The organism is Micromonospora noduli (genome assembly GCF_003264365.1).
Classification (GTDB): domain Bacteria; phylum Actinomycetota; class Actinomycetes; order Mycobacteriales; family Micromonosporaceae; genus Micromonospora; species Micromonospora noduli.
Genome location: NZ_PYAK01000015.1, coordinates 28547 through 52684, shown reverse-complemented (window position 1 = coordinate 52684; position 24138 = coordinate 28547). Strand labels below are relative to the sequence as shown.

25 protein-coding genes and 1 riboswitch are annotated in these 24138 nt (G+C 71.9%); of the genes, 6 read left to right on the top strand and 19 right to left on the bottom strand.

The window, feature by feature from the left end; translation table 11 throughout:
- Positions 1–5: 5 nt before the first annotated feature.
- Entirely contained in the window at positions 6–974 is a 969-nt protein-coding gene (locus tag GUI43_RS14410; RefSeq protein WP_112699059.1) for a PhzF family phenazine biosynthesis protein, read from the bottom strand.
- A 135-nt stretch (positions 975–1109) separates the two neighbouring features.
- Between GUI43_RS14410 and GUI43_RS14405 the strand changes: the two genes are divergently transcribed.
- The gene (locus GUI43_RS14405; RefSeq protein WP_249037750.1) at positions 1110–1847 is read left to right on the top strand and encodes an alpha/beta fold hydrolase; all 738 of its coding nucleotides are present in this window, start codon (positions 1110–1112) and stop codon (positions 1845–1847) included.
- Here GUI43_RS14405 and GUI43_RS14400 read toward each other — a convergent pair.
- The 3 genes from GUI43_RS14400 to GUI43_RS14390 all read right to left on the bottom strand — a co-directional run bounded on the left by GUI43_RS14400 (position 1772) and on the right by GUI43_RS14390 (position 3820).
- Positions 1772–2200 carry a hypothetical protein gene (locus GUI43_RS14400; protein ID WP_112699007.1) on the bottom strand — a complete coding sequence of 143 codons (429 nt, stop codon included), beginning with the start codon at positions 2198–2200 and terminating at the stop codon, positions 1772–1774. The two genes, GUI43_RS14405 and GUI43_RS14400, sit on opposite strands and share 76 nt — an antisense overlap.
- 310 nt (positions 2201–2510) lie before the next feature.
- Positions 2511–3272: a hypothetical protein gene (locus tag GUI43_RS34590; protein ID WP_249037749.1), complete on the bottom strand. Its 762-nt coding sequence runs from the start codon at positions 3270–3272 to the stop codon at positions 2511–2513.
- Between the two features lie 140 nt (positions 3273–3412).
- Complete coding sequence (locus tag GUI43_RS14390; RefSeq protein ID WP_211326694.1) at positions 3413–3820, bottom strand: AAA family ATPase; 408 nt, start codon at positions 3818–3820, stop codon at positions 3413–3415.
- Positions 3821–3880: 60 nt separating this feature from the next.
- On the opposite strand from GUI43_RS14390, the gene GUI43_RS14385 reads away from it, so the two are divergent.
- Positions 3881–4876 (top strand): tyrosine-type recombinase/integrase, encoded by a 996-nt coding sequence (locus GUI43_RS14385; protein ID WP_112699006.1) that lies wholly within the window; start codon positions 3881–3883, stop codon positions 4874–4876.
- Positions 4877–4882: 6 nt separating this feature from the next.
- Here GUI43_RS14385 and GUI43_RS14380 read toward each other — a convergent pair whose 3' ends face one another.
- The 4 genes from GUI43_RS14380 to GUI43_RS14365 form a co-directional block, all read right to left on the bottom strand.
- Entirely contained in the window at positions 4883–5572 is a 690-nt protein-coding gene (locus GUI43_RS14380) for a fasciclin domain-containing protein (protein ID WP_146765906.1), read from the bottom strand.
- A gap of 93 nt (positions 5573–5665) precedes the next feature.
- Positions 5666–7762, bottom strand: a complete 2097-nt coding sequence (locus tag GUI43_RS14375; RefSeq protein ID WP_112699057.1) for a M14 family zinc carboxypeptidase — start codon at positions 7760–7762, stop codon at positions 5666–5668.
- A gap of 229 nt (positions 7763–7991) precedes the next feature.
- Positions 7992–8792 (bottom strand): alpha/beta hydrolase, encoded by an 801-nt coding sequence (locus tag GUI43_RS14370; RefSeq protein ID WP_112699005.1) that lies wholly within the window; start codon positions 8790–8792, stop codon positions 7992–7994.
- A 108-nt stretch (positions 8793–8900) separates the two neighbouring features.
- Complete coding sequence (locus GUI43_RS14365) at positions 8901–9680, bottom strand: endonuclease/exonuclease/phosphatase family protein (protein WP_112587017.1); 780 nt, start codon at positions 9678–9680, stop codon at positions 8901–8903.
- Between the two features lie 183 nt (positions 9681–9863).
- Between GUI43_RS14365 and GUI43_RS14360 the strand changes: the two genes are divergently transcribed.
- The gene (locus tag GUI43_RS14360) at positions 9864–10634 is read left to right on the top strand and encodes a sulfite exporter TauE/SafE family protein (RefSeq protein ID WP_263972109.1); all 771 of its coding nucleotides are present in this window, start codon (positions 9864–9866) and stop codon (positions 10632–10634) included.
- Here GUI43_RS14360 and GUI43_RS14355 read toward each other — a convergent pair.
- A complete protein-coding gene (locus GUI43_RS14355; protein ID WP_112699004.1) occupies positions 10631–11140 on the bottom strand; it encodes a peptide deformylase in 510 nt (169 codons plus the stop codon). The two genes, GUI43_RS14360 and GUI43_RS14355, sit on opposite strands and share 4 nt — an antisense overlap.
- A 32-nt stretch (positions 11141–11172) precedes the next feature.
- The gene (locus tag GUI43_RS14350) at positions 11173–12447 is read right to left on the bottom strand and encodes a chorismate-binding protein (RefSeq protein ID WP_112699003.1); all 1275 of its coding nucleotides are present in this window, start codon (positions 12445–12447) and stop codon (positions 11173–11175) included.
- 123 nt (positions 12448–12570) lie between these two features.
- Between GUI43_RS14350 and GUI43_RS14345 the strand changes: the two genes are divergently transcribed.
- The gene (locus tag GUI43_RS14345) at positions 12571–12771 is read left to right on the top strand and encodes a DUF5999 family protein (RefSeq protein ID WP_007460326.1); all 201 of its coding nucleotides are present in this window, start codon (positions 12571–12573) and stop codon (positions 12769–12771) included.
- A gap of 150 nt (positions 12772–12921) precedes the next feature.
- Here GUI43_RS14345 and gcvP read toward each other — a convergent pair whose 3' ends face one another.
- The 3 genes from gcvP to GUI43_RS14330 form a co-directional block, all read right to left on the bottom strand.
- Entirely contained in the window at positions 12922–15744 is a 2823-nt protein-coding gene (gene gcvP, locus GUI43_RS14340) for an aminomethyl-transferring glycine dehydrogenase (protein WP_112699002.1), read from the bottom strand.
- A 72-nt stretch (positions 15745–15816) separates the two neighbouring features.
- Positions 15817–15915: riboswitch (glycine riboswitch) on the bottom strand.
- Positions 15916–15989: 74 nt separating this feature from the next.
- Positions 15990–16832, bottom strand: a complete 843-nt coding sequence (locus GUI43_RS14335; RefSeq protein WP_112699001.1) for an NAD-dependent protein deacetylase — start codon at positions 16830–16832, stop codon at positions 15990–15992.
- A gap of 99 nt (positions 16833–16931) precedes the next feature.
- The gene (locus tag GUI43_RS14330; RefSeq protein ID WP_112699056.1) at positions 16932–17999 is read right to left on the bottom strand and encodes a MerR family transcriptional regulator; all 1068 of its coding nucleotides are present in this window, start codon (positions 17997–17999) and stop codon (positions 16932–16934) included.
- A 120-nt stretch (positions 18000–18119) separates the two neighbouring features.
- On the opposite strand from GUI43_RS14330, the gene GUI43_RS14325 reads away from it, so the two are divergent.
- Together GUI43_RS14325 and GUI43_RS14320 are read left to right on the top strand one after the other, a co-directional pair.
- Positions 18120–18776 carry an SDR family oxidoreductase gene (locus GUI43_RS14325; RefSeq protein WP_112699000.1) on the top strand — a complete coding sequence of 219 codons (657 nt, stop codon included), beginning with the start codon at positions 18120–18122 and terminating at the stop codon, positions 18774–18776.
- A 28-nt stretch (positions 18777–18804) separates the two neighbouring features.
- Positions 18805–19083: a DUF1905 domain-containing protein gene (locus tag GUI43_RS14320; RefSeq protein WP_112698999.1), complete on the top strand. Its 279-nt coding sequence runs from the start codon at positions 18805–18807 to the stop codon at positions 19081–19083.
- 25 nt (positions 19084–19108) lie between these two features.
- On the opposite strand, the gene GUI43_RS14315 is transcribed toward GUI43_RS14320, so the two are convergent.
- From GUI43_RS14315 to GUI43_RS14295, 6 genes are all read right to left on the bottom strand, one after another.
- Positions 19109–20068, bottom strand: coding sequence for a class I SAM-dependent methyltransferase (locus GUI43_RS14315; protein ID WP_208646741.1), 960 nt, complete (start codon positions 20066–20068; stop codon positions 19109–19111).
- Between the two features lie 103 nt (positions 20069–20171).
- Positions 20172–20759 carry an RNA-guided endonuclease TnpB family protein gene (locus GUI43_RS34920; RefSeq protein ID WP_211326701.1) on the bottom strand — a complete coding sequence of 196 codons (588 nt, stop codon included), beginning with the start codon at positions 20757–20759 and terminating at the stop codon, positions 20172–20174.
- Positions 20669–21556: an IS607 family element RNA-guided endonuclease TnpB gene (gene tnpB / locus GUI43_RS34915; protein ID WP_211326693.1), complete on the bottom strand. Its 888-nt coding sequence runs from the start codon at positions 21554–21556 to the stop codon at positions 20669–20671. Before tnpB ends, GUI43_RS34920 begins: the two co-directional genes overlap by 91 nt.
- Positions 21553–22131 (bottom strand): IS607 family transposase, encoded by a 579-nt coding sequence (locus GUI43_RS14305; RefSeq protein WP_112698998.1) that lies wholly within the window; start codon positions 22129–22131, stop codon positions 21553–21555. The genes tnpB and GUI43_RS14305 overlap by 4 nt, the downstream gene beginning before the upstream one ends.
- A gap of 76 nt (positions 22132–22207) precedes the next feature.
- Positions 22208–22903 carry a DivIVA domain-containing protein gene (locus GUI43_RS14300; protein ID WP_112587029.1) on the bottom strand — a complete coding sequence of 232 codons (696 nt, stop codon included), beginning with the start codon at positions 22901–22903 and terminating at the stop codon, positions 22208–22210.
- 52 nt (positions 22904–22955) lie between these two features.
- Positions 22956–24137: a globin domain-containing protein gene (locus GUI43_RS14295; protein ID WP_112587031.1), complete on the bottom strand. Its 1182-nt coding sequence runs from the start codon at positions 24135–24137 to the stop codon at positions 22956–22958.
- Position 24138 lies beyond the last annotated feature (1 nt).

The window sequence follows — 24138 nt, the reverse complement described above, 5'->3', positions numbered from 1 at the left end:
GAACGTCAGCGACCGCAGGCGTCGCCCAACGCCTTCAGCGGCGGGTCGAGATCCGGCGCCTCCACCTCGGTGGCCTTCGGACCGCTCACCGGATGCGACGCCGTGCGGACCACCATCGCGGCGGCCCCCACCAGGACTCGCGGTCCGGTGGGACCCGGGCGGACGGAGGCGGTGATGGTCGCCGGCTCACCGAGGACGTCGCCCATGTCAACGGCCAACTCGGTGCAGCCGCTACCCGCCATGCGGGCGGCCAGACAAGCCGTGCTGTTCACATTGGCGATGTCCTCAGGAACCCCAATCGACGGCGCGAACATCCGCGCCACCACACCACCCGAGCGTGTGGGCGCCGAAAAGACGTAGCAGCCCAGCAACCCCAACTGATCACACACCGCGCGCAGGCGGTCCAGGTGCGGGACGAGGGCCACGACGGCACCCGGCGTGCGAACCGGCACCAGTATCCGCGCCCGCCCCAACGAGGCCACACATGCCCCGGCAAGCAGATCACCCGCAGCGACACCGAGAGCGTCGACGACGAGGTCGGTCTCGACCGAGGTCGCGTCCCGTACGGCCACCGGACCCGGGTCGAAGGCGGCACGGAGCTGGTCACCGTCGCGGACCGCACGACCAACGAACGTCCGCCCCGACACGCGCAGCCTGAACTCGTGCTCGCCGCCGCCACGACGCCCGGCGAGGAACGCCACCGCCGCCACCGTCCCATGCCCACACGCAGGCAGTTCCCCCTCGGCCGTGAAGAACCGCAGGTCCACAGGCTCGTCGCCCACGACTGGCCCCACGAACACGGCATGCGACGTGCCCATCCGGACCGGCACCCGGCTGCGCTCGGCGTCGCTCAACACATGACGCGGTGCGGGGTAGAAGTACTCATCGACGACAGACGTTGGACTGCCCCCACGCCCGTCCCGAGGGCAGGCGGTGACGATGGTGACGACAACCGAGTCATCGGAAGCAGCCACCGTCGATGTGTCCTCACCGCACCCCACGACTCCGCCACCCCTCAGTCAGAGGAATCGTCTCTCACTAGCATCTCCACCATGAGCCTGGCAGTCGATCAGTCAGCGGAAACCGGACCACCCGTGGTGTGCCTACCGATGTTCAGCATGACCCGGGCCGCCATGGCCGCCGCCTTCCGCCCCGCCTTCGCGGGCGCGGACCTGCGAGAGGTCTACCTGGACCTGCCCGGCCACGGAGACACCCCCGCGAACTGCCCGGCCACGTCCCAGGCCGTACTGGACACCGTCTGCGCATGGATCGACCACCACCTCGACACGCCAGTCCTGCTCGCGGGTGGCTCCTACGGCGCCTACCTGGCCGCCGGCATCGCACGCCAACGACCCGACCTCGTCCGCGGCCTGCTCCTGGTCTGCCCCGGCGTCACCATCGCCCGGCACAGCCGGAACCTGCCCGACGAACCACCACTCGACGCACCCACGGGCTGGCTCGACGCCGCTCCCACCGCACTGCACCCACACCTCGACGCCGCCCTGGGCCACCGCACCCCAACCGTCGTCGCGACGGTGCTCGCGGCACTGAACTCCGGCGGACCCGGTGACCCGACCTTCCAACAGGAGTTGCAGAACGGCCCCGGCTACGCGCTACCCGACGAGAACACCGAGGTCGTCTTCGACGGCCCGGTCAGCGTGATCACCGGCCGACAGGACCGGATCGTCGGCTACGCCGACCAGTTCCGCGCCATGCGCCGCTATCCGCGTGGCACCCACACCGTGATCGACGCGGCCGGACACTACCTGCCCTACGAACAACCCACCCTGCTGCGCGCGCTCACCCAGGACTGGCTGCGCCGTACGCGTAGCAACTCACCGGACTGACGACGCGCCGGCAGGGGAGTGCATCGTCTGTGGTCAATCCGCCAACCCGGCCAGGACCAGGGCCACGCAGCGAGCAGCGTCCGGGTGTTCCTGTGGTACTGCGACCAGGTGTACTCGGCGGCTTCGCCGCGTTCGTGCGCCTCGGCGAGCGGACTGAAGGCGACGAACGGCCACTCGTGACCCAGCTCCCGAAGTCGCGACCCGGACTGCCAGGCCCGCATCGCGCCGGCCACGGCGTGCAGATCGTCGGTGTCGCCCCGCGCCAGGCAGACCCCACGCGCCCAGAACCGCATCAGGAAGACTCGCTCGCCACCGCCCATCAGGGCAGTGGCGGTGCGCTCGCCGTCCTGCACTCGCGCACCCACGAAACGCCAACCGGGTGCTGATTCGGGAAGGGCCCGCCGGAGCGGGGCGACGCCTGCGAACCCGGTTTGCAGGATGGCGCTGAGGCTGCCCACGCGAGCGACGTCCGGGTAGAGAACGGGATCTGGTCTTGTGGGACCACGGTGCTCGGACACGTCCCATGATTCCTCGCGAATTTATCGTCGACCGAGCGCGGGCCGGGACGGTGTCACCGCTTCTCGACGACTTCGACTCACCAGAGCAGGATTCGATAATGCACATTATGTAAAGCAGGGCGTTCTGGGGGTCCCCTGATCGGGGTCAGTCGCGGGTCAGGCCGGGCGGGCACGCGTCCTCGTCCGGCCCGACGAGACGCGCGTTCACCAGCGGGTTGCGTCGCAGCGCGGTGAGCACGGCCGCGCTGGCGCCGATGTCGGTCCAGGTGTCGTCCCACAGGGTCGAGACCAGCCAGGAGCGATCCGCCGGGAAGAACAGATCCGGCAGCGCCCCGTCGCCGCGCATGTGACCGGTCCGCCAACTGAGGGCCTGTTCCGGCCCGGCCTCGACCAGCACGTACGACCAGTCCCAGTAGAGGGACACCCTCGAGGCGTGCGGAAAGACCACGTCGTGGGCGCCGGTGTCGAGGAAGCCCAGCCACCAGGGCTGATCGGGCGTACGCGCCGCCAGCTCGTCGACCACCGCGTGTTCGTGGGCGCCGATACCGACCCCGGCGGGCGGGTGGAACGTGGCGTACGCCTCGAATACCGGCGGAATCGCGGTGGTGACCGAGAAACCCTGCGTGGTGCGCCCGGCGAGCCAGGCGACGTCGGTGGCCGTGCCGATCCGCCAGCTCCGCCCGTCCTTGTGGACCTGGACGGGGCCGGTCCGGGTTGTGGTGTCACTGGCGTCGTGGGGTGTGGTGACGGCGGCGGGCGTCGCCCATGGAGACCACCCGGGCCGGTCGGTCGCCCGCCACCGGTGCCCCTCGGGACAGACCCAGGCCATGGGATCGTCCGGGTCTCGGTACACGGTGGGTGTGCCGGGTTGACCACACTCGGGGCAGGTGGCACCGGGCGACGTCATGTCGCGCACGATACGCGTTCCTCGATCAGGGCCACCCGTGTCCGCACCGATCCGGCTGGCACGTCGACCAGTTGGTGCCCGTGTTCCTCGTACACCTCACGGTGCAGGCGGGCGAAGGCCAGCGCGTCGGCGTAGCTGATCTAGCGCGCCGCGGTGTGTCGGATGAAACCCAGCGGGCTGATCAGGAACACCACGCGTTGGTAGGTGCGCTCGCGCATGATGCGGTCCACCTCGGCGGTCAGCACCGGGCCGATCGGTCTGCCCAGGTGGCGGGCCAGTGCCAGGGCGCAGAGCGGCGACCGGTCGTAGAACTGGACCGGCTGCCGCGCGTCGGCTCCGGCCTGCCGGTGGTGTTGCAGCGCGGCGACGGCGTCGACGAAGCCGTGGTCGTACCACGGCTCGGCGTACCCCTGTGCCTGCCTCTCGGCGATGAGGTCGGTGGCGGCCTCTCGGACGGTGACGTGTCCCCTGTGGCGCAGCGCCTCGATCACGCTGGTCTTGCCGGCGCCGGGCGCTCCCGTGAGGACGTACCGCCGGGGTTCTGGCATCTTCTCCCCCTCTCCCGGTCCCCCTTCCAGGGAACGCGAAAATGCTGCATAATATCCCTTATGCATGACAAACAGGACGAATCGCTCGCAGTGCTGATCGAGGAGTTCCTGACCGCGCGGGCCACCCGCAAGCCCTCCCCGCACACCCTTGCCGCGTACCGCAGGGATCTGCACGCGGTGGCCACCCTGGTCGCGGAGGCAGCCACCCCTCCCCTCCCCCTCGACGCGCTGTCGATCACCGACCTCTCCCCCCGGGTGATGCGGGCGGCCTTCGCCCGGTTCGCCGCTCCCCGGGCGCCCGCGTCGGTACATCGGGCCTGGTCCACCTGGAACAGTTTCTTCACGTTCCTGGTCGCTGACGGGTTCGTGGCGGGCAACCCGATGCCGGCGGTCGGGCGTCCTCGGGCGCTACTCCCCCAGCCGAAGCCGTTGCGCGGCGCGGACACCCCCGAGGTGCTGCTCGCGTCCGCCGCGCGCGACGACGGTCGGCAACGCGACCCGTGGCCGGAGCGCGACGTGGCGGTGTTGGCGGTGGCGCTCTGCGCCGGGCTGCGCCTGTCGGAGCTGCTGGCGTTGCGCGTCGACTCGCTCGGCGGTCGGCCCGGTGAGCGGCGAGTCGAGGTGGCGGGCAAGGGTGGGCGGCCTCGGGTGGTGCCGATCGAGGCGGATCTGGACCGGCTGCTGCGGGACTACCTGGACAGTCGGGTGCGGCGCTTCGGTTCGCGGTCGGTACGCCCCGACTCGCCGTTCCTGGTGGATCGGCGTGGTGAGCCGTTGCGCCGTGGTGGTCTGCAGTATCTCGTCGAGTCGTGTTACCGGCGGGCCGGCATCGGCGACCGGGTGCCGCGTGGTGCGCGGCTGCACGCGCTGCGGCACACCTTCGCGACGCGGTTGGCGGAGGACGGTGCGAGCGCGGCGGAGATCATGCGGTTGTTGGGGCACGCGTCGCTGGCGTCATCGCAGACGTACATCGAGGTGACGGCCGGGCAGCAGCGCGACGCGGTCCGCGCCAACAGGACCAACCGCGCGCTGGCAGGTCTGGTGCCGCCCGGGTGAGCGCGGTCAGTGTGCGCGGTGGCCGGTGCCGTCGGCGGTGGCGGGCAGTGGGCCGAGGACGGCGTTGATGATGTGGATGCGGGCGTTGGTGGCCTGGTAGTCGGCGCAGACCGTGTCGGCGCGGTCGCCGAGGCGGGTGGTGGGCCCGGTGCGGGTGACGGTGACGGTGACGCCGTCGAGGGTGGTGGCGGTGCCGGCGGTGGTGAGGTCGGCGATCGGGTGGCTTCCGGTGATGAGGTGGGCTTTCAGCAGGGTGCGGAGCTGGTCGGTGTGGTGGGTCATGAGGTCGTCCCAGTTGTCCTCGGAGAACGTGGCGGCGAAGGCGTCGTCGGAGGGCGCCAGGACGGTGACGCCGTCGCCGGCGGGCAGGTCGGTGAGGACGCCGCTGGTGCGCAGGGCCGCTTCGAACGTGGTGAGGGTGGGGATCCAGCGCAGCGCCTGGTCGACGGGTTGCCCGGCGAGGAAGCTCGGGTTGCCGGGGTCGGTGCCGGTGGGCAGGGCGGCGCAGAGTGGCCCGGTGGGCTGGGGTGCGGCGCTCGCGGGCGCGGCGTCCGTGCGGGGAGCTGCGGGGCTGCCGGTGCAGGCGGCCAGCAGCAGGGTCGGCAGGAGCAGGCCGAGCGTCCGTTGGACGCGTCGAGCGCCGTGCGGTCCGCGAAATCGTCGGGGGTGTCGCGGTGGGGTGGCGGGGTGCGACACGGCGGCCTCCACGGGTGCGGGGGTGGGTGGTGAGGTGCCGGCGGCGCGGGTGTCGGGCCCGCGCCGCCGGCGTGATGGCTCGCTAGTTGTCGGTCACAGTGCCGCGCACTGGGTGGTGCGGGGGCCGTGGACGGTGTTGACGATGCCGAGGTTGTGCGGGGTGGGGTTGTTGCCGGTGCAGTTGAGTGGGCCGCGGATGGTGGTGCCCGCCAGTACGGGTGCGTCGGTGCCGGCGGTGTTGCCGGACAGGTCGACGGGGCCGGCGATGGTGGCGTCGATGATGGAGATCGTGCCGGTGGTGGCGATGCGGACGGGGCCGTTGATGGTGCTGTCGGCGAGGAGGATGCCGGCGGCGCCGGCGGCGATGAGCGGGCCGCTGATGGTCGTTGCCGTCGTGACGAGTGCCGCGCCGGTCCGGACGGTGACCGGGCCGTTGATGGTGGCGTCGTCGGCGCAGGTGAAGCCGGTGACGGCCAGGGGTCCGTTGCGCCGGCCGGTGAGGGTGGGATAGACGCGTTCGCCGTCGGTCAGCTTCTCCACGCCCTTGCCGTCGAGGAGCAGGGGGATGAGGCCGCGTTCGGGTTGGTTGAGGGGGATGTAGTGGTCGTCGCCGATCGTGATGACCTTCCAGCCGTGGGCGGCGATGCGCTGGGCGACGGTGGTGCCGACGCCACCGGGTCCGTCGGTGCGGGCGTCGTTGTACTGCGCGTCGGTGAGTTTGTAGGCGCAGGGCGGGTTGTCGAGGATCAGGTCGGCGGGGGGCGCGTCGAGTGGTGGCGGGCTGTCGCCGGGGTGCGGTGCCGGGTGGGCGGGGATGGGGCGGGAGCCGCGGAAGACCAGCCGGCCGGTGTTGGCGGCCTGGGTTTCGATGGCCTCGCTGCGGGCCTTGAGGATGTCGGCGCGGTCTGCGCGGTGGTAGTCGAGGAACTGGTGGAACGTCCACAGGGCGGAGTAGGTCTTGCGGCGTCGGTTGTTGGTGGTGTTGCCCTCGTCGGGGCGGGTCTGGCCGCCGGAGCTGCGCAGTTCCAGCAGGGAGTTGGTGACGTTCTTGAGCCCGAGGGTGTTGCGCAGGATGGTTTCCTCGCTGAGGCCGACGTTGCCGCCGCCTTCGCAGCCGTAGGGGCAGGCCCACCAGCCGGCTTCGGCGCCCTTGGCGTACATGTGGCCTTCGATCATGTCCTGGGACTGGTCGAAGATGGGTTGGGCGACGTTCTGGTGCCGTGGGGGCAGCATCGGCAGGTCGCCGGCGCGGGAGTTGCCGAACTCGTGGCCGTCGTAGCCGGCGACGGGTCGGTAGTCGCGGACCATTGTGATGTACGCGGTGGTCTCGGGTTGGCGGATCAGGGAGTAGTCGCGGTTGAGGTCCTGGCCGGTGGAGTTGCCGCGGGTGTTGTTGGCGCGGCCGTCTCCGTTGATGGTGGGGACGATCAGGACGGTGGTGTGGCTGAGCAGGTCGGTGATGCGGGGGTCGGTGCTGAAGGCGAGTTGGCGGGCCATGATGAGGCAGGCTTCGCGGTCGCCGGGTTCGTTGCCGTGCACGTTGCAGTTGATGGCCACGGGTGCGGTGGCGGCGACTGCTTCCGGGGTGGCCGCCGGGGTGGGGTGGCCGATGACCATCATGTTGATGGGTCGGTTCTGCACTGTGCGGCCGAGTTCGACGACGCGTACGCGGTCGCTGAGGGCGTCGATGGCGGCGGTGTAGGCGTACTCGTCGGTGTCGGTGGTGTACTGCGCGGCGTGGGTGGTCTCCCAGCCGGTGCGCAGTTGCTCGCCGGGGGTGGTGGGGTTGCCCCAGGGGGCGGTGGTGGTGGCGGTGACCGGGTCGGAGTAGGGCTGTTCGGTGGTGCCGGTGCGGGCGCGTACGCGCCATTGGAAGGTGTCGCCGGGGTTGTAGCCGGCGTCGGCGAAGGTGGGCGCGTGTTGGTTGATCTGGCGGTTGGGTCGCCAGATGCCGACGATGGTGGGTGCGCCGGTGGGGGTGTTGTCGGCGTCGACGGGGGTGCGTTCGATCTGGTAGTCGGTGGCGCCGTCGACGGGTTGCCAGGCGAGGGTGGTGTATCCGTCGGCCTGGTGGGCGGTGAGGGCGGTGACCTGGTCGGGTGGTGCGGCGTTGGCGGGGGTGGGTGCGGTGGTGAGGGTGACGGCGATGAGGGTGGACACGGCGATGAGGGTGGGTCGCTGGCGTCTCATGTGGCCTCCGACGAGTTGATCGTGGCGCGTGTCGACCAGCATGGTTGTCGAAGTCCATCGATGCAATGATCTTGAGGGAATCTTGCGACTTGGCGGTCCGCTCCCCCGCCGACCCTTGATTGATTCGGTTTTCAGGAAGGCGCGGTGTCCGGGGCACGGGGATGCCCCTGATTTCACGAAGCCGGGGGCGGCGTCAGGCCGAACGGTCGGCGCCGGTGAGGCGTCGCGGTCAGCGGGCGTGGCGAAGGGCCCAGTCGAGGGCGACGTCGGCGATGCGCTGCCAGCCCTGCTGGGCGGGCAGCAGGTGCGCGTATCCCTCGAAGAGTTCGACCTCGGTGATGGTGTCGCCCTTGTAGTGGGCGGCGTTGGCGCGTTGCACGCTGGGCGGCTGGATGTGGTCTTGCGAGCCGGAGATAAACAGCAGCGGCGCGCGCTGGTCGTTGTGGTAGTTGACGGCGATGTCCTGGGGGCCGGGCAGCAGGTTGGCCAGGACGCTGTCCCAGAGGATGCCGCCGGCCGCGGGGATGGCGTAGCGCTCGTACAGAGCGCGGGCCTCCTGCTCGTCGAAGGTGTTGGTGAACGCGTAGTTCCACTGCTCGAAGGTGAACCCGACGGCGCGGTGCCGGTTGGCGGGGTTGCGCAGCACCGGGAAGGTGGAGCGCAGTTGCGAGAAGGGGATGTTCCGGACCCCTTCGGTGGGTGCCGAGTTGAGCACGACGGCGCTGGCGCCGTACCCCCGGTCGAGCAGCACCTGGGTGAACGCCCCGCCGGCGGAGTGGCCCATGAGGATGGGTGGCGTGGGCAACGCGTCGAGCACCGCGGACAGGTGCGCGATGATCTGTGGCGCGGTCAGCGTCTCCAGGGGGCTGGGGTCGGCGTTGATCGCCTCGACCTCGCCTTCCAGCCCGGGGTACGTGGGAGTGAACACCCGAAAGCCCTTGTCCTGGTAGTGGGTGACCCAGTGTTCCCAGCTGCGGGGGGTGACCCAGAACCCGTGGATGAGGACGATCGTGTCCGGCGTGTCGCTCATGGTCAGCTCCCTGTCATGTCGGGGGTGGCGATGGCGCGACAGCGTGGTTGTCGGCGAGCCCACCCTAGGCATTCGTGAGCCGCGATGCGGCCGGTTGGGCGATGATGCTCAGCCGAGGTCGACCAGCAGGGGTCGGTGGTCGGAGATGGTGGACGCCGGCGCGGTGACCGCGCGTACGGGTGGGAGCTGGTCGAGGGCGTGCCGGTCGGCGAGGATGTGGTCGAGTTGGACGCGGGGCTGCCCGGACGGGTAGGTGGGGCGTCGGCCCAGGGGGCGCCAGCCGGAGATGAGCCGGGCCGCGCCGGCGGGCAGGTTGAGGTCGCCGAGCAGGACGCGGGGCCCCGGTAGCGCGCGCAGGGCGCGGACGGTCTGACGTAGTTGGCGGGCGTTCCACCCGGGCACGAAGGACAGGTGGGTCGCTGCGACGGTGAGGGGGCCGTGCGGGGTGTCCAGGACGGCGGCGAGGACCACGCGGGGTTCGTCGTGCAGCAGGATGAGGCCGCCGCGGGGGCCGGGCACGTAGACCGGTGAGCGCACCGGCGCCGGCTTGAGTCGGGTGACCTGCCAGCTGCGGACGGGGTATCGGCTGATCAGCCCGATGCCGTAGCAGGGTTCGCCGTGGCCGTCGTCGTCGTGGCGCAGTGGGCGGAACTGTTCGCCGGGGGTGCCGACGACGGCGGCGGCGAAGCGGTGGTGGGGTGCGCCGAGGGCGCGGGCGGCGATGGCGGTGAGGTCGAGGTTGCCGCTGCGGCGTTGGTCGCGGTCGACCTCCTGCAGGGCGAGCACGTCGGCGTCGAGGGCGCCGATGGCGGCGGCGAGTCGGTCGGAGTCGACGAGCCCGTCGGTGAGGGACCGTCCGTGCAGCAGGTTGAAGGTGGCCAGGCGCACTCCTGCACCTTACGTGCCCGTGGCATGGTTGCCGGGTGGTGAAGGTCCTGCTGTGTTCGGTGCTGGTGTTCGTGGCGGTCGGCGCGTTGGGGGTGTGGTTGCGGCGTACGCGGGGTCGGTGACCGGGTGAGGCTGGCCACTCGGGTGCCGGTGAGGCGCGTCGGGTGGGCAGAATTGCCGCCCGTGGACGCCGTGACGCTGAGTACCCTGCTGGCCGCCGCCGCGATGGCCGGGTGGGTCGATGCCGTGGTCGGTGGTGGTGGGTTGTTGCTGCTGCCGGCGTTGTTGGTGGCCGCCCCGGGGTTGCCGGTGGCCACCGCGTTGGGCACGAACAAGTTGGCCGCGATCTTCGGTACGGCCACTGCGGCGGCGACGTACGCCCGCAGGACGAAGGTCGACTGGCGGGTGGCGGGCCCGGCGGCGGGGTTAGCGGTGCTCAGCGCGGGTGTCGGCGCGGCGTTGGCCGGGGCGGTGCCGGCGTCGGCGTACCGGCCGGTCGTGTTGGTGGTGCTGGTGTCGGTGGCGGTGTTCGTGCTGCTGCGTCCCCGGATGGGGGTGGTGGCGGTGCCGGCGAAGCGCACTCCGGTGCGGGTGGCGGTGGTGATCGCGGTGGCCGGGGTGGGGATCGCCCTGTACGACGGGTTGATCGGCCCGGGCACCGGCACGTTTCTGGTGTTGGCGTTCACCGCCCTGGTGGGCGCGGACTTCGTGCACGGCTCGGCGATGGCGAAGGTTGTCAACGCGGGGACGAACCTGGGCGCGCTGGTGGTGTTCGGGGTGACCGGGCACGTGTGGTGGCTGCTGGGCGCGGGCATGGCGGTGTGCAACATCGCCGGCGCGGTGCTGGGGGCGCGGATGGCGTTGCGCCGCGGCTCCGGGTTCGTGCGGGTGGTGTTGCTGGTGGTGGTGGTGGCGTTGGTCGCGAAGCTGGGCCACGACCAGTGGGTGAGCTAGCCGCGGCGGCTGGGTGAGTCGAAGCGCCCGGCGCGGATCTCGCGCAGGGCCCGGCGGCGGGTGTCGCCGCGCAGGGTGTCGACGTAGAGCTTCCCGCCCAGGTGGTCGGTCACGTGTTGCAGGGCGCGGGCCAGGAACCCGCTGCCGGCGATGGTCAGCGGCTCGCCGTGCTGGTCGACGCCGTGGGCGGTGGCGTGCAGGGCCCGCACGGTCGGGAAGTACAGCCCGGGGATGGACAGGCAGCCCTCCTCGTCGTCCTGGAGCTCGTCGGACAGCTCCAGGGTGGGGTTGATGAGGTGGCCGCGGTGCCCGTCGGCGTCGTAGACGAACACCTGGGCGCTGACGCCGATCTGCGGTGCGGCGACGCCGGCGCGGCCGGGGGCGCCGAGCAGGGTGTCCATCAGGTCGGTGACGAGGGCCCGCAGCTCGGCGTCGAAGGTGGTGACCGGTTCGCATCCGGTGCGCAGGACAGGGTCGCCGATGATCCGGATGGGCCGCATGGTCATGGGGTTCAGCGTATCGCCGTGCCGTGCGGCGGTCAGCGCCCGGCCAGGGTGGCGCGGATCGGGGTGGTCTTCGCGGCGGCCTCGGCGACCTCGGCGTGTGCGTCGCTGTCCCAGGTGATGCCGCCGCCGGCCCAGGTGTGCAGCCGTTGGCCGTCGGCGGCGGCGGTGCGGATGGTCAGGCCCAGGTCGACGTGGCCCGGGGCGACCCAGCCCAGCGCGCCCATGCTGGCGCCCCGCCCGACCGGTTCGAGGGCGCTGATCTGGGTCAGGGCGGCGAGTTTCGGGGCGCCGGTGACGGAGCCGCCGGGGCAGGTGGCGCGCAGCAGGTCGGCGAGGCCGAGGCCGTCGGCGGCGGCGGCGCGGACTGTCGACTCGGCCTGCCACAGGTCGCACCAGCGGCGCACGGCGAACAGCTCGTCGACGGTGACGGTGCCGGTGCGGGCGATGCGGGCGAGGTCGTTGCGTTCCAGGTCGACGATCATGATGTGTTCGGCGCGTTCCTTCGCGCTGGCGAGCAGTTCGGCGCGGCCGGTGGCGGTGGCCGGGCGGGTGCCCTTGATCGGGCGGGTGATCACCTGCCCGTCGGTGACCTCGACGAGGGTTTCCGGGGAGGCGCAGCCGATGGCCCAGCCGTCGCCGGTGAGGACGCCGCCGTAGCGGGCGCCGGGGAGCGCGCCGAGGCGGCTCAGGGCCGGCAGCGGGTCGCCGGTGTAGGAGGCGGCGGCGTGGCCGACGAGGTTGCTCTGGTAGACGTCGCCGCGGCCGATGGCGGCGCGGACCGCGTCGACGGCGGCGGCGTGCTGGCCGGGGGTCCAGCTCTCGACCCACTCGCCGAGCCACCACGGCGGCGGCGGGCCGGGCCGGGCGACAGGGGTGGGGCCGTGCTGGTAGACGACGACGGCGAGGTCGGGCAGGGCCGGTGCGGGTTCGGGCGCCCCGGTGGGTGCGCCGGCCAGCAGCGCCCCGGCGGCGGCGGACAGGTACAGCGCCGCGCCGCAGACCCCGGTGCCGTGCTGGCCGGTGGAGGGTCGGGTCAGGTCGTGCAGGGGTAAACCGTGCGCCGCGAGGAACTCCTCGGCGAGGGCTGCGGGGTCGCCGCCGTCGCCGAGGGACCAGTGCAGGCGGGCGCGTTCGGTCAGCGCTCCCCGGCACACTGCCGGCGCGGCGGGTACATCGATCGACGCAGCAGGGCCGCGGTGGGCGGCCAACGCCGCCGGGCCGCTGCCCGCGGCCAAGCCAGCCGGGCCGCTGCCCGCGGCACACACCTGTGGGAGCGTTTCCACGCCGTACGGTCCAACCTTCCTCATCCGTTCAGTGGATTTCCCGTGCACCAGGCGGGCACCTGCTCGATGCTGGACACTTTCGCTTGGTACTGTGCGTCACTGGTCATGTGAACCATGACACAGTGCCCCCACAGTCCGGAGAACCCGATGTGCCAGCACCAACCGACCTGCCCCTCCGCTGAAGCCACCGACCGGGAAGCCGCGCGGGTCCTCGCCTGCTTCCGTGAGCAGGGCTGGAGCCTGCTCTGCAACGGTGTCATCGTCTTCGAGGACACCGGCGAGCTGCTTCCCGACGGCAGCAGCATCGCACCGCACCGCGGCCCCGCCCGCCACGCTCTCGTGGCCTGACCGACCACTCAGCGTCACCGTTTAGCCGCCGTCGACCCAGGCTAGTCCCCCGGTAAGGGACGTCCCCGCCCAGGTCGCAGCGGCTGCCGGGGCAGGCCGTACCGCCCGCCCCGGCGCGCCGTCGTCAGTCCTCGACCGGCTGCGGCGTCGTCAGTCCTCGAACGCCTCCGGCGACGGGCACGAGCAGACCAGGTTCCGGTCGCCGTACGCGCCGTCGATGCGCCGCACCGGCGGCCAGTACTTCCCGGCCCGGTCCACCCCGGCCGGATACGCGCCCACCGACCGCGGGTACGCGTGTGACCACTCGTCACCGCTGACCATCGCCGCGGTGTGCGGCGCGTTGGCCAGGGGGTTGTCCCCCGCCGGCCACGCCCCGGAACCCACCTGCTCGATCTCCGCGCGGATCGCGATCATCGCGTCACAGAACCGGTCCAGCTCGGCCAGGTCCTCGCTCTCGGTCGGCTCCACCATCAGCGTCCCCGCCACCGGGAACGACATCGTCGGCGCGTGGAAGCCGTAGTCGATCAGCCGCTTCGCCACGTCGTCGACGCTCACCCCGGTCGCCTTCGTCAACGGCCGCAGGTCGAGGATGCACTCGTGCGCCACCAGGCCCTTGTTGCCGGCGTACAGCACCGGGAAGTGCCCCCGCAGTCGCGCCGCCACGTAGTTCGCCGCGAGGACCGCCACACCGGTGGCCCGGGTCAGCCCCTCGGCGCCCATCATCCGCAGGTACGCCCACGGGATCGGCAGGATCCCCGCCGACCCGTACTTCGCCGCCGAGATCGCCGGCGTGGCGTCCACGTGCGCGCCCAGCGGGTCACCGGGCAGGAACGGCGCCAGGTGCGCGCGGACCGCCACCGGGCCCACCCCGGGGCCACCGCCGCCGTGCGGGATGCAGAACGTCTTGTGCAGGTTCAGGTGCGACACGTCCGCGCCGAACTTGCCGGGCTTGGCGAACCCGACCAGGGCGTTGAGGTTCGCCCCGTCGACGTACACCTGCCCGCCGGCGTCGTGGACCTTCGCGCACAACGACGCGATGCCCGTCTCGTACACGCCGTGCGTGGACGGGTACGTCACCATGATCGCGGCGAGCGCGTCCCGGTGCTTGTCGATCTTCGCGTCCAGGTCGACGAGGTCGACGTTGCCGTCGTCGTCGCAGGCCACCACGACGACCCGCATGCCGGCCATCACCGCCGACGCCGCGTTCGTGCCGTGCGCCGACGACGGGATCAGGCACACGTCGCGGTGCGTCTCACCCCGCGACGCGTGGTACGAGCGGATCGCCAGCAACCCGGCCAGCTCGCCCTGCGAACCGGCGTTGGGCTGCACGCTCACCGCGTCGTAGCCGGTCACCTCGGCCAGCCACGACTCCAGCTGACCGATCATCTCCCGGTACCCGACGGTCTGCGCGTCCGGCGCGAACGGGTGGATGTTCGCGAACTCCGCCCAGCTGACCGGCTCCATCTCGGTGGTCGCGTTCAGCTTCATCGTGCACGACCCGAGCGGGATCATGCCCCGGTCCAGGGCGTAGTCGAAGTCCGACAGCCGCCGCAGGTAGCGCAGCATCGCCGTCTCCGAGTGGTGGCTGCGGAACACCGGGTGGGTGAGGAAGTCGCTGCCGCGCGTCAGGTCGACCGGCAGGGCCGTGTCCACGTCGCCGTCGAACGCGGGCACCCCGAACGCCGCCCACACCTGCGCCAGGTGCGCGTCGGTGGTGGTCTCGTCGCAGGACACCCCCACCCGGTCGGCGTCGACCAGCCGCAGGTTCACACCACGGTCCGCGGCGGCGGCCACCACCTCGGCGGCCCGCCCGGGCACGGTCGCGGTGACGGTGTCGAAGAACGCGACGTCCGCGACGTCCACCCCGCCGGCGCGCAACCCGGCCGCGAGCCGCGCCGCCATCCGATGGGTACGCGTCGCGATGTCCCGCAGCCCGTCCGGGCCGTGGTAGACGGCGTACATGCCGGCCATCACCGCGAGCAGCACCTGCGCGGTGCAGATGTTGCTGGTCGCCTTCTCCCGGCGGATGTGCTGCTCACGGGTCTGCAACGCCAACCGGTAGGCCGGGTTGCCGTCCGCGTCGCGCGACACTCCGACCAGGCGCCCGGGCAGCATCCGCTCCAGGCCCGAGCGCACCGCCAGGTAACCGGCGTGCGGCCCACCGAAGCCCATCGGTACGCCGAAACGCTGGGTGGTGCCGGCGGCGATGTCCGCGCCGATCTGCCCCGGTGCGCGCAGCAGCGTCAACGCCAGCAGGTCCGCCGCCACGGTCACCAGAGCGCCGACGGCGTGCGCCGCCTCCACGAGCGCCGCGTGGTCGCGCACCGCCCCGGACGCCCCCGGGTACTGCAGGTGCAGGCCGAAGAACTCCGCCGGCAACTCGTCGCGCTGCACGTCGAGGACCCGCACGTCGATGCCGAGCGGCTCGGCCCGGCTGGTGATCACCGCGATGGTCTGCGGCAACGCGTCGGCGTCGACGACGTACACGCCGCTCTTGCTCTTGGAGGCCCGCCGCGCCAGGGTCATCGCCTCCGCCGCAGCGGTGCCCTCGTCGAGCATCGAGGCGTTCGCGGTGGCCAACCCGGTCAGGTCGGTGACCATGGTCTGGAAGTTCAGCAGCGCCTCCAGGCGGCCCTGGCTGATCTCCGGCTGGTACGGCGTGTACGCCGTGTACCAGGCCGGGTCCTCCAGCACGTTGCGGCGGATCACCGCCGGGGTGTGCGTGCCGTGGTACCCCAACCCGATCATGGAGACGGCGACGGTGTTACGTGCCGCGAGGGCCCGCAGCTCGGCGATCGTCTCGGCCTCGGTGGCCGGGTCGGGCAGGTCGAGGGTGCCGTGCCAGCGGATCACCTCGGGGATCGCGGCGTCCATCAGCTCGTCGATCGAGTCGTGCCCGACGACCTCCAGCATTCGACGCTCATCGTCGGGGCCGGGACCGATGTGACGGGTGGCGAACTGCTCTACGGTCATAGGGGCACTCCCGGGGCGAGGTCGACGTGTCGGCCTCCCCCTCTGTCGCACCCGCAGGGGCACTCCACAGTGCCTGCCCACGAGGTCCTTTTGCCTGAGAGGTTCCGGGGAGGATTTGCCCCTTCGGCGCCGCCCTGCGTGCTGTCGGGCGGTCTCTCCCACGTGGGTGTTACCGGCATGGTCAACGCTACCAGCGTTGGTGTTTCCGGCGGATGTCCTACCCCCGGGCCCCCAGGGCCCCGCCGTCACACCTTGAGTGGGGCTCCAGTGGCGACCCGCGCGGCGAGCTGCGGCAGCACGACGCCCAGCGGCGCGTCGACGCACACGGTGGCGTGGCCGTCACCCCGGGTCGGCCCCTGGTTGACGATCGCGACCGGGATGCCCCGTTTCGCGGCCCGAATCACGAACCGGCGACCCGACATCACCGTCAACGACGACCCGAGCACCAGCAACGACCGGGCCTGCTCCACGGCCGCGAAACACCGCGCCACCCGCTGCGCCGGGACCGTCTCACCGAAGAACACCACGTCCGGTTTCAGCATCCCCGTGCCGCAGATCCCGCAGTCCACCGGCCGAAACGCCGCCACCTGCTCATCGGGGAGATCAACATCACCGTCCGGGTTGACCGCGGCGACGCGGGCCACGAACTCCGGGTTGGCCTCGCGCAGCCGCCGATGCAGCTCCTCCCGGGAGGTCAGGTTGCCGCAGTCCAGGCAGGTCACCTCGTCGAGGCGGCCGTGCAGCTCGATCACCGACGGGCTGCCGGCCGCACCGTGCAGACCGTCGACGTTCTGGGTGATCACCGTGTCGACCAGCCCGGCGTGTTGCAGCCCGGCCACCGCCCGGTGCCCGGCGTTGGGCGCCGCGCCCGCGATCAGCCGCCAGCCCAGGTGGCTGCGCGCCCAGTAGCGCCGCCGGGCCAGGGGATCGCGGGTGAACGCCTGGAAGGTCATCGGCGTGTGCCGCCGCGCCACCCCGCTGGGCCCCCGGTAGTCCGGAATTCCCGACTCGGTGGACAGGCCGGCGCCGCTGAGCACCACCACCCCACCACCGGTCACCAGCGAGGTCAACGCGTCGAAGCTCTCCATCACCTCTCCATGCTGCCTCAACCGGTTCACCAACGCCGAGCCCCGCGCCGGGTGGGCGGCCCCACCCGGCGCGGGTGGCGTCGGCGGCGAAGACGACGGCTATACCGCGACGACGTCGGCGACGACGCACGCGATGTTGTCCGGCGCCCCCTCGGCCCGCGCCAGATCGATCAGCGCCCGCACCGTGTCCTCGGGATCGTCCGTCGCACCCAACGCCGACCCCAGATCGGCCCGGTCGACGACCGCGGACAGCCCGTCGGAGCACAACAAATACCGGTCACCCGGCAACGCGGTACGCAGCGCCAGATCCGCCTCGACCTGCCGACCGCCGCCGAGGGCGCGCACCAGCACCGCGCGCTGCGGATGCGTCGCGGCCTGGTCCCGGTCGAGCCGCCCCTGATCGACCTGGGCCTGCACCCAGGTGTGATCCTGCGTGAGCAGCGACAGCTCACCGCCGCGCAGCAGGTAGGCCCGGGTGTCACCGACGTGCACCAGCGCCAGCCGGGAACCGCTGAGCAGCAGCGCGGTCAGCGTGGTGACCGGCTGGTCGGTGTCGGTGGCCAACCCGTGCACGGCGCGGTCGGCGTCGCTCACCGCGCCGGCCAGCATCGCCAGCAGGTCGGCGGCCGGCACGTCGGTGAACGCCAACGGCTTCAGGGCGTCGACGGCGGCGGCGCTGGCGGCCGCACCACCGGGCCCCCGCATACCGTCGGCCACGGCGAGCAACCGCTCGCCGGCGTACGCGGTGTCCTCGTTGCTGTCGCGCACCAGCCCGGTGTCACAACCGGCGGCGCAACGGACGGCAACTGTGGGATTCGGGTCGGACATGGTGGCGCCCCCTTCAGACAGGTGATCCACGAGGAGGGTGGCGAGCCGGGCACGCGCCGCGGTGTCGGCGCTGACCTGCCGCCAGTACGCGGTGACCGCCTCAGCCGCCGCCGCGGGCTCCAAGCCGCACACGACCCGGATCGTCGCCAGCGGCATACCGAGCCGACGCAACTGGGCGACCAGCCGAGCCACCGGCAGCTGAGCCGGGTCGTAGAGCCGATAACCGGACTCCGGATCGACAGCGGCCGGCACCAGCAACCCAACCTGGTCGTACAGGCGCAACGCCTTCGGTGTCAGCCTCGCCGCCCGGGCGAACGCCCCGATGGTCATCAGCCCCACGTCGACATCCTCCTCGCAGCCGGTCACGGCGACCGGCACCCACCAGGCTCAGGGTTACCCGAAGGTCAAGGTCAAGCCGGTGACACCGCCTGCACCCCGCGGCGCCGGTAGGTTGGGCGCATGCGCGTCGTCATCGCCGGAGGCCACGGCAAGATCGCCCTGCTGTTGCAACGCCACCTCGTCGGGCGCGGCGACACCGCCGTCGGCCTCATCCGCAACCCCGAGCAGACCGCGACGCTGCGCGCCGCCGGCGCCACCCCCGTCGTCTGCGACCTGGAACACACCCCGCTCGAACAGGTGGCCGGGCACCTCGACGGCGCCGACGCGGTGGTCTTCGCCGCGGGCGCCGGCCCCGGCAGCGGCGCCGCCCGCAAGGACACCGTCGACCGGGCCGCCGCCGCGCTGCTCGCCGACGCCGCCACCCGCGCCGGCGTCCACCGCTACCTGCTCGTCTCCTCCATGGGCGTGGACACACCACCCGCCCCCGGCACCGACGACGTGTGGGCGGCGTACCTGCGCGCCAAACGCGCCGCCGAGGACGACCTGCGCGGCCGCGACCTGGCCTGGACGGTGCTGCGACCCGGCCGGCTCACCGACGACCCACCCACCGGGCGGGTCAGCCTCACCCCACACGCCGGCCGTGGCGCGATCAGCCGCACCGACGTCGCCCACGTCCTCGCCGCCCTGCTCGACGAACCGGGCACCACCGGCGCGACACTGGAACTCGTCGACGGACCCACCCCGATCGCCGAGGCCGTCCGCGCCGCCGCCAGCTGACCACCCGCCGCGCCGAGGAGAACCACCCATGGACCCGCAACCACTCGACTACCGCTTCACCGCGCCCATCGAGAAAGACGGCGCGTTCGCCACCTACGTCACAGTGCTCGACTCCGCGGACCTGCTCGGCACCCGACGCGCCGTCAAGGTCACCGGCACCATCGACGGGCACCCGTTCAACGCCACCCTCATGCCCTCCGGCGCCGGCCCCCACTGGCTGCCCATCCGCGCCGCCCTGTGCAAGACCATCGGTAAGAGCGCCGCCGGCACCGAGGTCACCTTCCACCTCGAACAACGGCTCAGCTGACCACCCGCCGCACCAACTGTCGCCCTCAGCCGCCCGCGCGGTGCGCGGCGACCAACACCGGCCCGCCGGGGACGGTCGGAAAACGCCGAACGTCACCCAACCCGGCCCCTGCCAGCACCTGCGCCATCCGGTCGGCGTCGAAGGCGTTGCCGCCGTTGCGTACCGCGTTCCACCGGTCGACGGCCGCCCGCAACGGGTCCCCGGCCGGCGGATTGGTGCCGGCCACCAGCCAACCACCGGGTCGCAGCGCCTGCACCAGCCGGGGCAACGCGAGCGTCAACGTCTGCTGAGGAAGAAACGGCGCCGGCACCCAGACCAGGTCGTACCCGCCCGGCTCGGCCACCTCCGCGACGTCCTGAAGGCGCAGCGTGATCCGATCCGCGACATCGCGGGCCTCGGCCAACTCCCCGACCGCGAGGTCCAACGCCCGTTGCAGCACGTCGATACCCACCACCGACACCCGGGGCAACGCGCGGGCCAGGGCGACAGCCAACGCCGCCACACCCGTGCCCACGTCCAACACCCGGGCGTCCGCCGAGTCCAAACGCTCCGCCAACCCCGGCAACTCGGGCACCACCCGGGTCGCCAACGCCCGGCCGGTCGCCGCCGACGCCCGACCCTGATGCAGCAACACCTCGTCGTCCACCTGCGCCCAGCCGACCCCACCCCCGCCGGAAGGCTCCTGCGCCGCCGCGGCGACCGCCTGCCGCAGCGAACTCAACCGCGCCTGCACCGCGCTGCGCCCGGTCGGCCCGTCGGCGGGCACCAGCGACGGGTGCGCGACCGGCGTCCCACCCTCCCAGGACAGCAGACCGGCGGCCTGCAGCACCGCGCTGCGGTGCGGCGACGCCGCGAGGACCTCGGCGAGCGGAGCCGACAGGGCGTCACTCATGGTGCCGACCGCGGCCGCCAGCGCCCACGCCGACGCCTCCAACGCGGCCAGCGGGTCCGCTGACCCGCCGGGTGGGGACGGTGATACCGACACGATGGTGCCTCTCCCAGGGGCGGGCCACCGGTCAGCCCCGCCTGGCCCCTCCGACTATGCCACCGCCGCCAGCGCGCCGGGTGGGGTCCACGTCAGCGCACCGTTACCGGCGAGTGCTCAGAAGTGAGCGCTGTGCGGTAGTCCCGCCTTGCGGTGGGACGGTCCCGGCCTGGCCCGCTCGCGCGGTGCCGGGTAGACGCTTCACAGCCACCTGCCCGCGGCTGCGGGTCTTCTGGTCGGCTCCACGTCCGTTTAGCGACTCCCGGCCACTCCGGTCGTCGGTTACCTCACGCGCGAGGGCGGCGAGGTTGAGTGCGGCGTTGAGGTCCCGGTCGAGACTCAACCCGCAGGCGGTGCAGGTGTAGGTCCGCTCGGCCAGGGTCAGCTCGGTTTTCACCGCGCCGCAGCCGGAGCAGGTCTTGCTCGACGGATACCACCGGCCGGCGGTGACCAGCCGCCCACCGTTCCACTCGCTCTTGTAGGTCAGTTGACGCCGGACCTCCGCGAAGCTTGCGTCCGCGACGTGCCGGGCCAGCCGGCGGTTACGCAACATGCCCGCGACGTTCAGGTCCTCGACCACGACAGTGCCGTGCTCGCGGGTCAGCCGGGTGGTGAACTGGTGTAAACCGTCGCGGCGTAGCCCGACGACGCGCGGGTGCGCCCGCGAAAGCTCTTGCTGCGCCCGGGACAGCGGTTCGACCCGACCCGACGCACCCGACGGTCAGGAGTGACGCATCGGCTCACCGCCCGGGCCAGACGGCGCATCCGGCGCGCGGCCACCACGAGGTGCCGCGGGTTGGCCACCCGTTCGCCAGTCGACAGCACCGCGAGGTGCTTCACACCAAGGTCCACCCCCACCATCGAGCCAGGCCGGGCTGGTGCACGCACGGCGCGCTCGACCTGGCAGGTGAACGACACGAACCAGCGGCCGCCCTCGCGCCGCACCGTCGCGGACATGATCCGCGCGGTGCCCGCCTCCAACCGCCGAGCCAGCTTGCGCGCCGACTCATGCAGCCGCAGCGCGCCCAGCCGGGGTAGCACCACATGCCGGCGGTCGGCCTCGATCCGCATCACGCCGGTGGTGACCGTCGGGGTGCTGCGCCGCCGGGACTTGAAGCGGGGAAACCCAACCGCGTGACCCTTACGAGCACCTTTGCGCGAGTCAGACCAGTTCTTCAGCGCCCTCGCGAGGGCGTCGAGACCGGTGTTGAACGCCTCCTTCGAGCACTCCGCCCACCACGGTGCGACCTCATCCTTGGCGGCGTTCCACGCCTTACGCAGTGACGGCAGCGACCACGAAATCGGCGGGCTCAGCAGCTCGTCTGGCACGCCGTAAGTGCGTTCGGCAGCGCGCTGGCTCATGACTGCCCTCACGCGAGCCAGGGCCCAGTTGTGCGCGACCCGAGCCGCTCCAGCGTGGGCGAGGACCGCCCGCTCCTGGCGCGGTGACAGGTCCAACGCGAACCGGTACGCCTGCAACGTCTTCACGACGGTCCCTCTGTAGCCGCTTCGACCGCGCGCTGAGCTCGGTTCGCCGCGGCACGGCGACCGTGTAGGCGTGCGCACAGCGAGGTGAGGGTCTCGGTCATGTCCCGGACGAGGTCGTCATCCACCTCAGCGGGGTCCACCACCAGTAGGCGGCGGCGCTGTGCGCTCAGCGCGGCCTCGACGTATTCGGCGCCGAAGCGAGCGAACCGGTAGCGGTGCTCGACGACAATGGTTGTCACGGCAGGATCACGCAGTAGGGCGAGGAACTTCTCGCGATGCCCGTTGAGGGCGGAGCCAACCTCGGTGACGACACTATCGACAGCCAACCCCTGCCCAGTGGCCCACACGGTCACCCGGGCGACCTGCCGGTCGAGGTCCGTCTTCTGGTCTGCTGACGACACCCGCGCGTACACCACGACCCGACCAACCTCAGCCGGCGTGCCCGTCACCGGCTCGCCGACCATGATGAGCCGGCCGAGCCGATACGTCGGAACGGGCAGCGCCCCGGCCTCGTAACGCCGCCGCGCGGTCGCGTACGAGACGCCGGTGGCCGCCGCCCACTCCTTCAAGTTCACGCCCGCACCAAGCACTCTAATGAGCACTCCCGCCCATCACGACGAGACCTGCTAGCAGCCCCACCCCGGCGACCACTCAGCGCTGCTGGTGCCGCGGCAACGCCGACTGGCCCACCACGCCACCCACGAACGGCGCCCCCGGCGTCTCCGCCGCGATCCGATCCATCGTGCGCGCCAACTGCTCACTGCCATCGTCGAGATGCCGCGCCGCCGCCTGCATGTGCGACACCATCATCTCGCCGAAGATCCGCAACGCCTCCCGGGTCGCCACCGTGTCGTCGAAGCTCGACCCCGCCGCGCTGCGGTACTCCGCCACCGCCCGCTCCGCCTCCTGCTTCGCCTCCGCCTCCGCCGCGTGCAGGTAACTCTCGTACTGCACCCGGGCGTACTCGGCGACCCGACGCGCGTAGTCATGGGCCTGCGCGATGATCTGCTCGGCCTCCCGCTGCGCCGCCGACAGCAGATTCACCTCCCGCGCCGCCGGGACCTTCGCCGCCGCGCCCGTACTCGGAATCACCCCGTGCCGGTGCAACTCCACCCGGTCGGTCAGCCGCTCGTTCTCCGCCCGCAACGTCGCGATCTGCGTCGCCAACAGGTCCAACTCGTCAGCGACCTGCACCCGGAACCGGTCCACGTCGGCGTTGTCGTAACCGCGCCGAGCGAACGACGCCGCACCGAACTCCCACCGCCGAACCCGGTCGGCGGTCATCCGCACCTGCACACCGCCGGAAACCTGCACCCCGTCATACCGACTGATCGGCGTCGCACTCACCTGTGCAGACCTCCGTTCGCGACCGCCGGGCTCGCAAGCTCACTGCTCGCGCTCACCTGTGCCCACCTCCCGAAGTGTCACCCGCAGCCGGTTGCTGCACCGCCGTCCGCCACGCCGGGCCGTACCACTGCGCGCCCAGGCCCTCGTGGTGCACCTGACCCGCGTGGTAACCCGCCTGCACCAACGTCCGCACCGCGTGCGACACCATCTCGTCCGACCCACACACGAACACGTGCCGGGACCGCCAGTCACCGTCGGCCAACGCCCGGTCCACCGCTTGGACGAACTCCCCCGGCCGGTGCACGTCGGCACCGACCACGTACGTCACCGTCAACCACGGATACGACGACGCCAACTTGTCCATCGCGTCACTGTCGTAGAACTCGCTACGGGAGCGGGCCCCCACGTACAGGTCCACTCGCCGACGGGAACCCTCCGCGGCCACCTGCTCCACCAACGCCTTCACCGGCGCCCAGCCAGTACCCGAAACCAACAGCAACAGGTCACTGGAGCCCGCCGACCGCAACCCCAGCCGGTCCCCCACCGGCGCCGCCAGGTGGATCCGATCGCCCACCGCCGACCCGTACACCAGCCGCGACGACACCGCGCCACCCGGCGCGGCCCGCACATGCAACTCCAACGTGCCGTCCGCCCGCGGCGCGTTCGCCGGCGAGTAGTACCGCCACGACCGCACCGACGGGTGCGACACCCCGATCGACTGACCCGGCGTGAACGGCAACAGATACTGCGGACGCACCGTCAACACCGCCACGTCGAACGCCCGCCGCTCATGGGCCACGATCTCCGCCACCCACCACGGCGGATTGACCGCCTCAGCGGCCTGCGCGGCCTCCATCATCACCTGGGCGACCAACCCGTACGCGGCAGTCCAGTCCGCAGCCAACTCGTCGGTCCACTGCTCGGCGAGGAAATGCTGCAACGTCGCCACCAGCGCCTCACCGACCGCCGGATAGTGCTCCGCGCGGACCGCGAACTTGCGGTGATCGGCGCCGAGATCCTGCAGGAAACCCACCAGCCGATCCACCTGGTCCACGTTGGACACGATGTGACCCAACGCGGTCACGAGGCGGTCCCGCTGACCGGCCATGTTCGTGGGGAACATCTGCCGCGTCTCAGGATGAGCGAGGAACAACGTCGAGTAGAAGTAGAGCGGCACCTGGTCGCCGTGACCGGCGACCACCGACCAGCTCTGCTTGAGGCGAGCCGCGTCCACG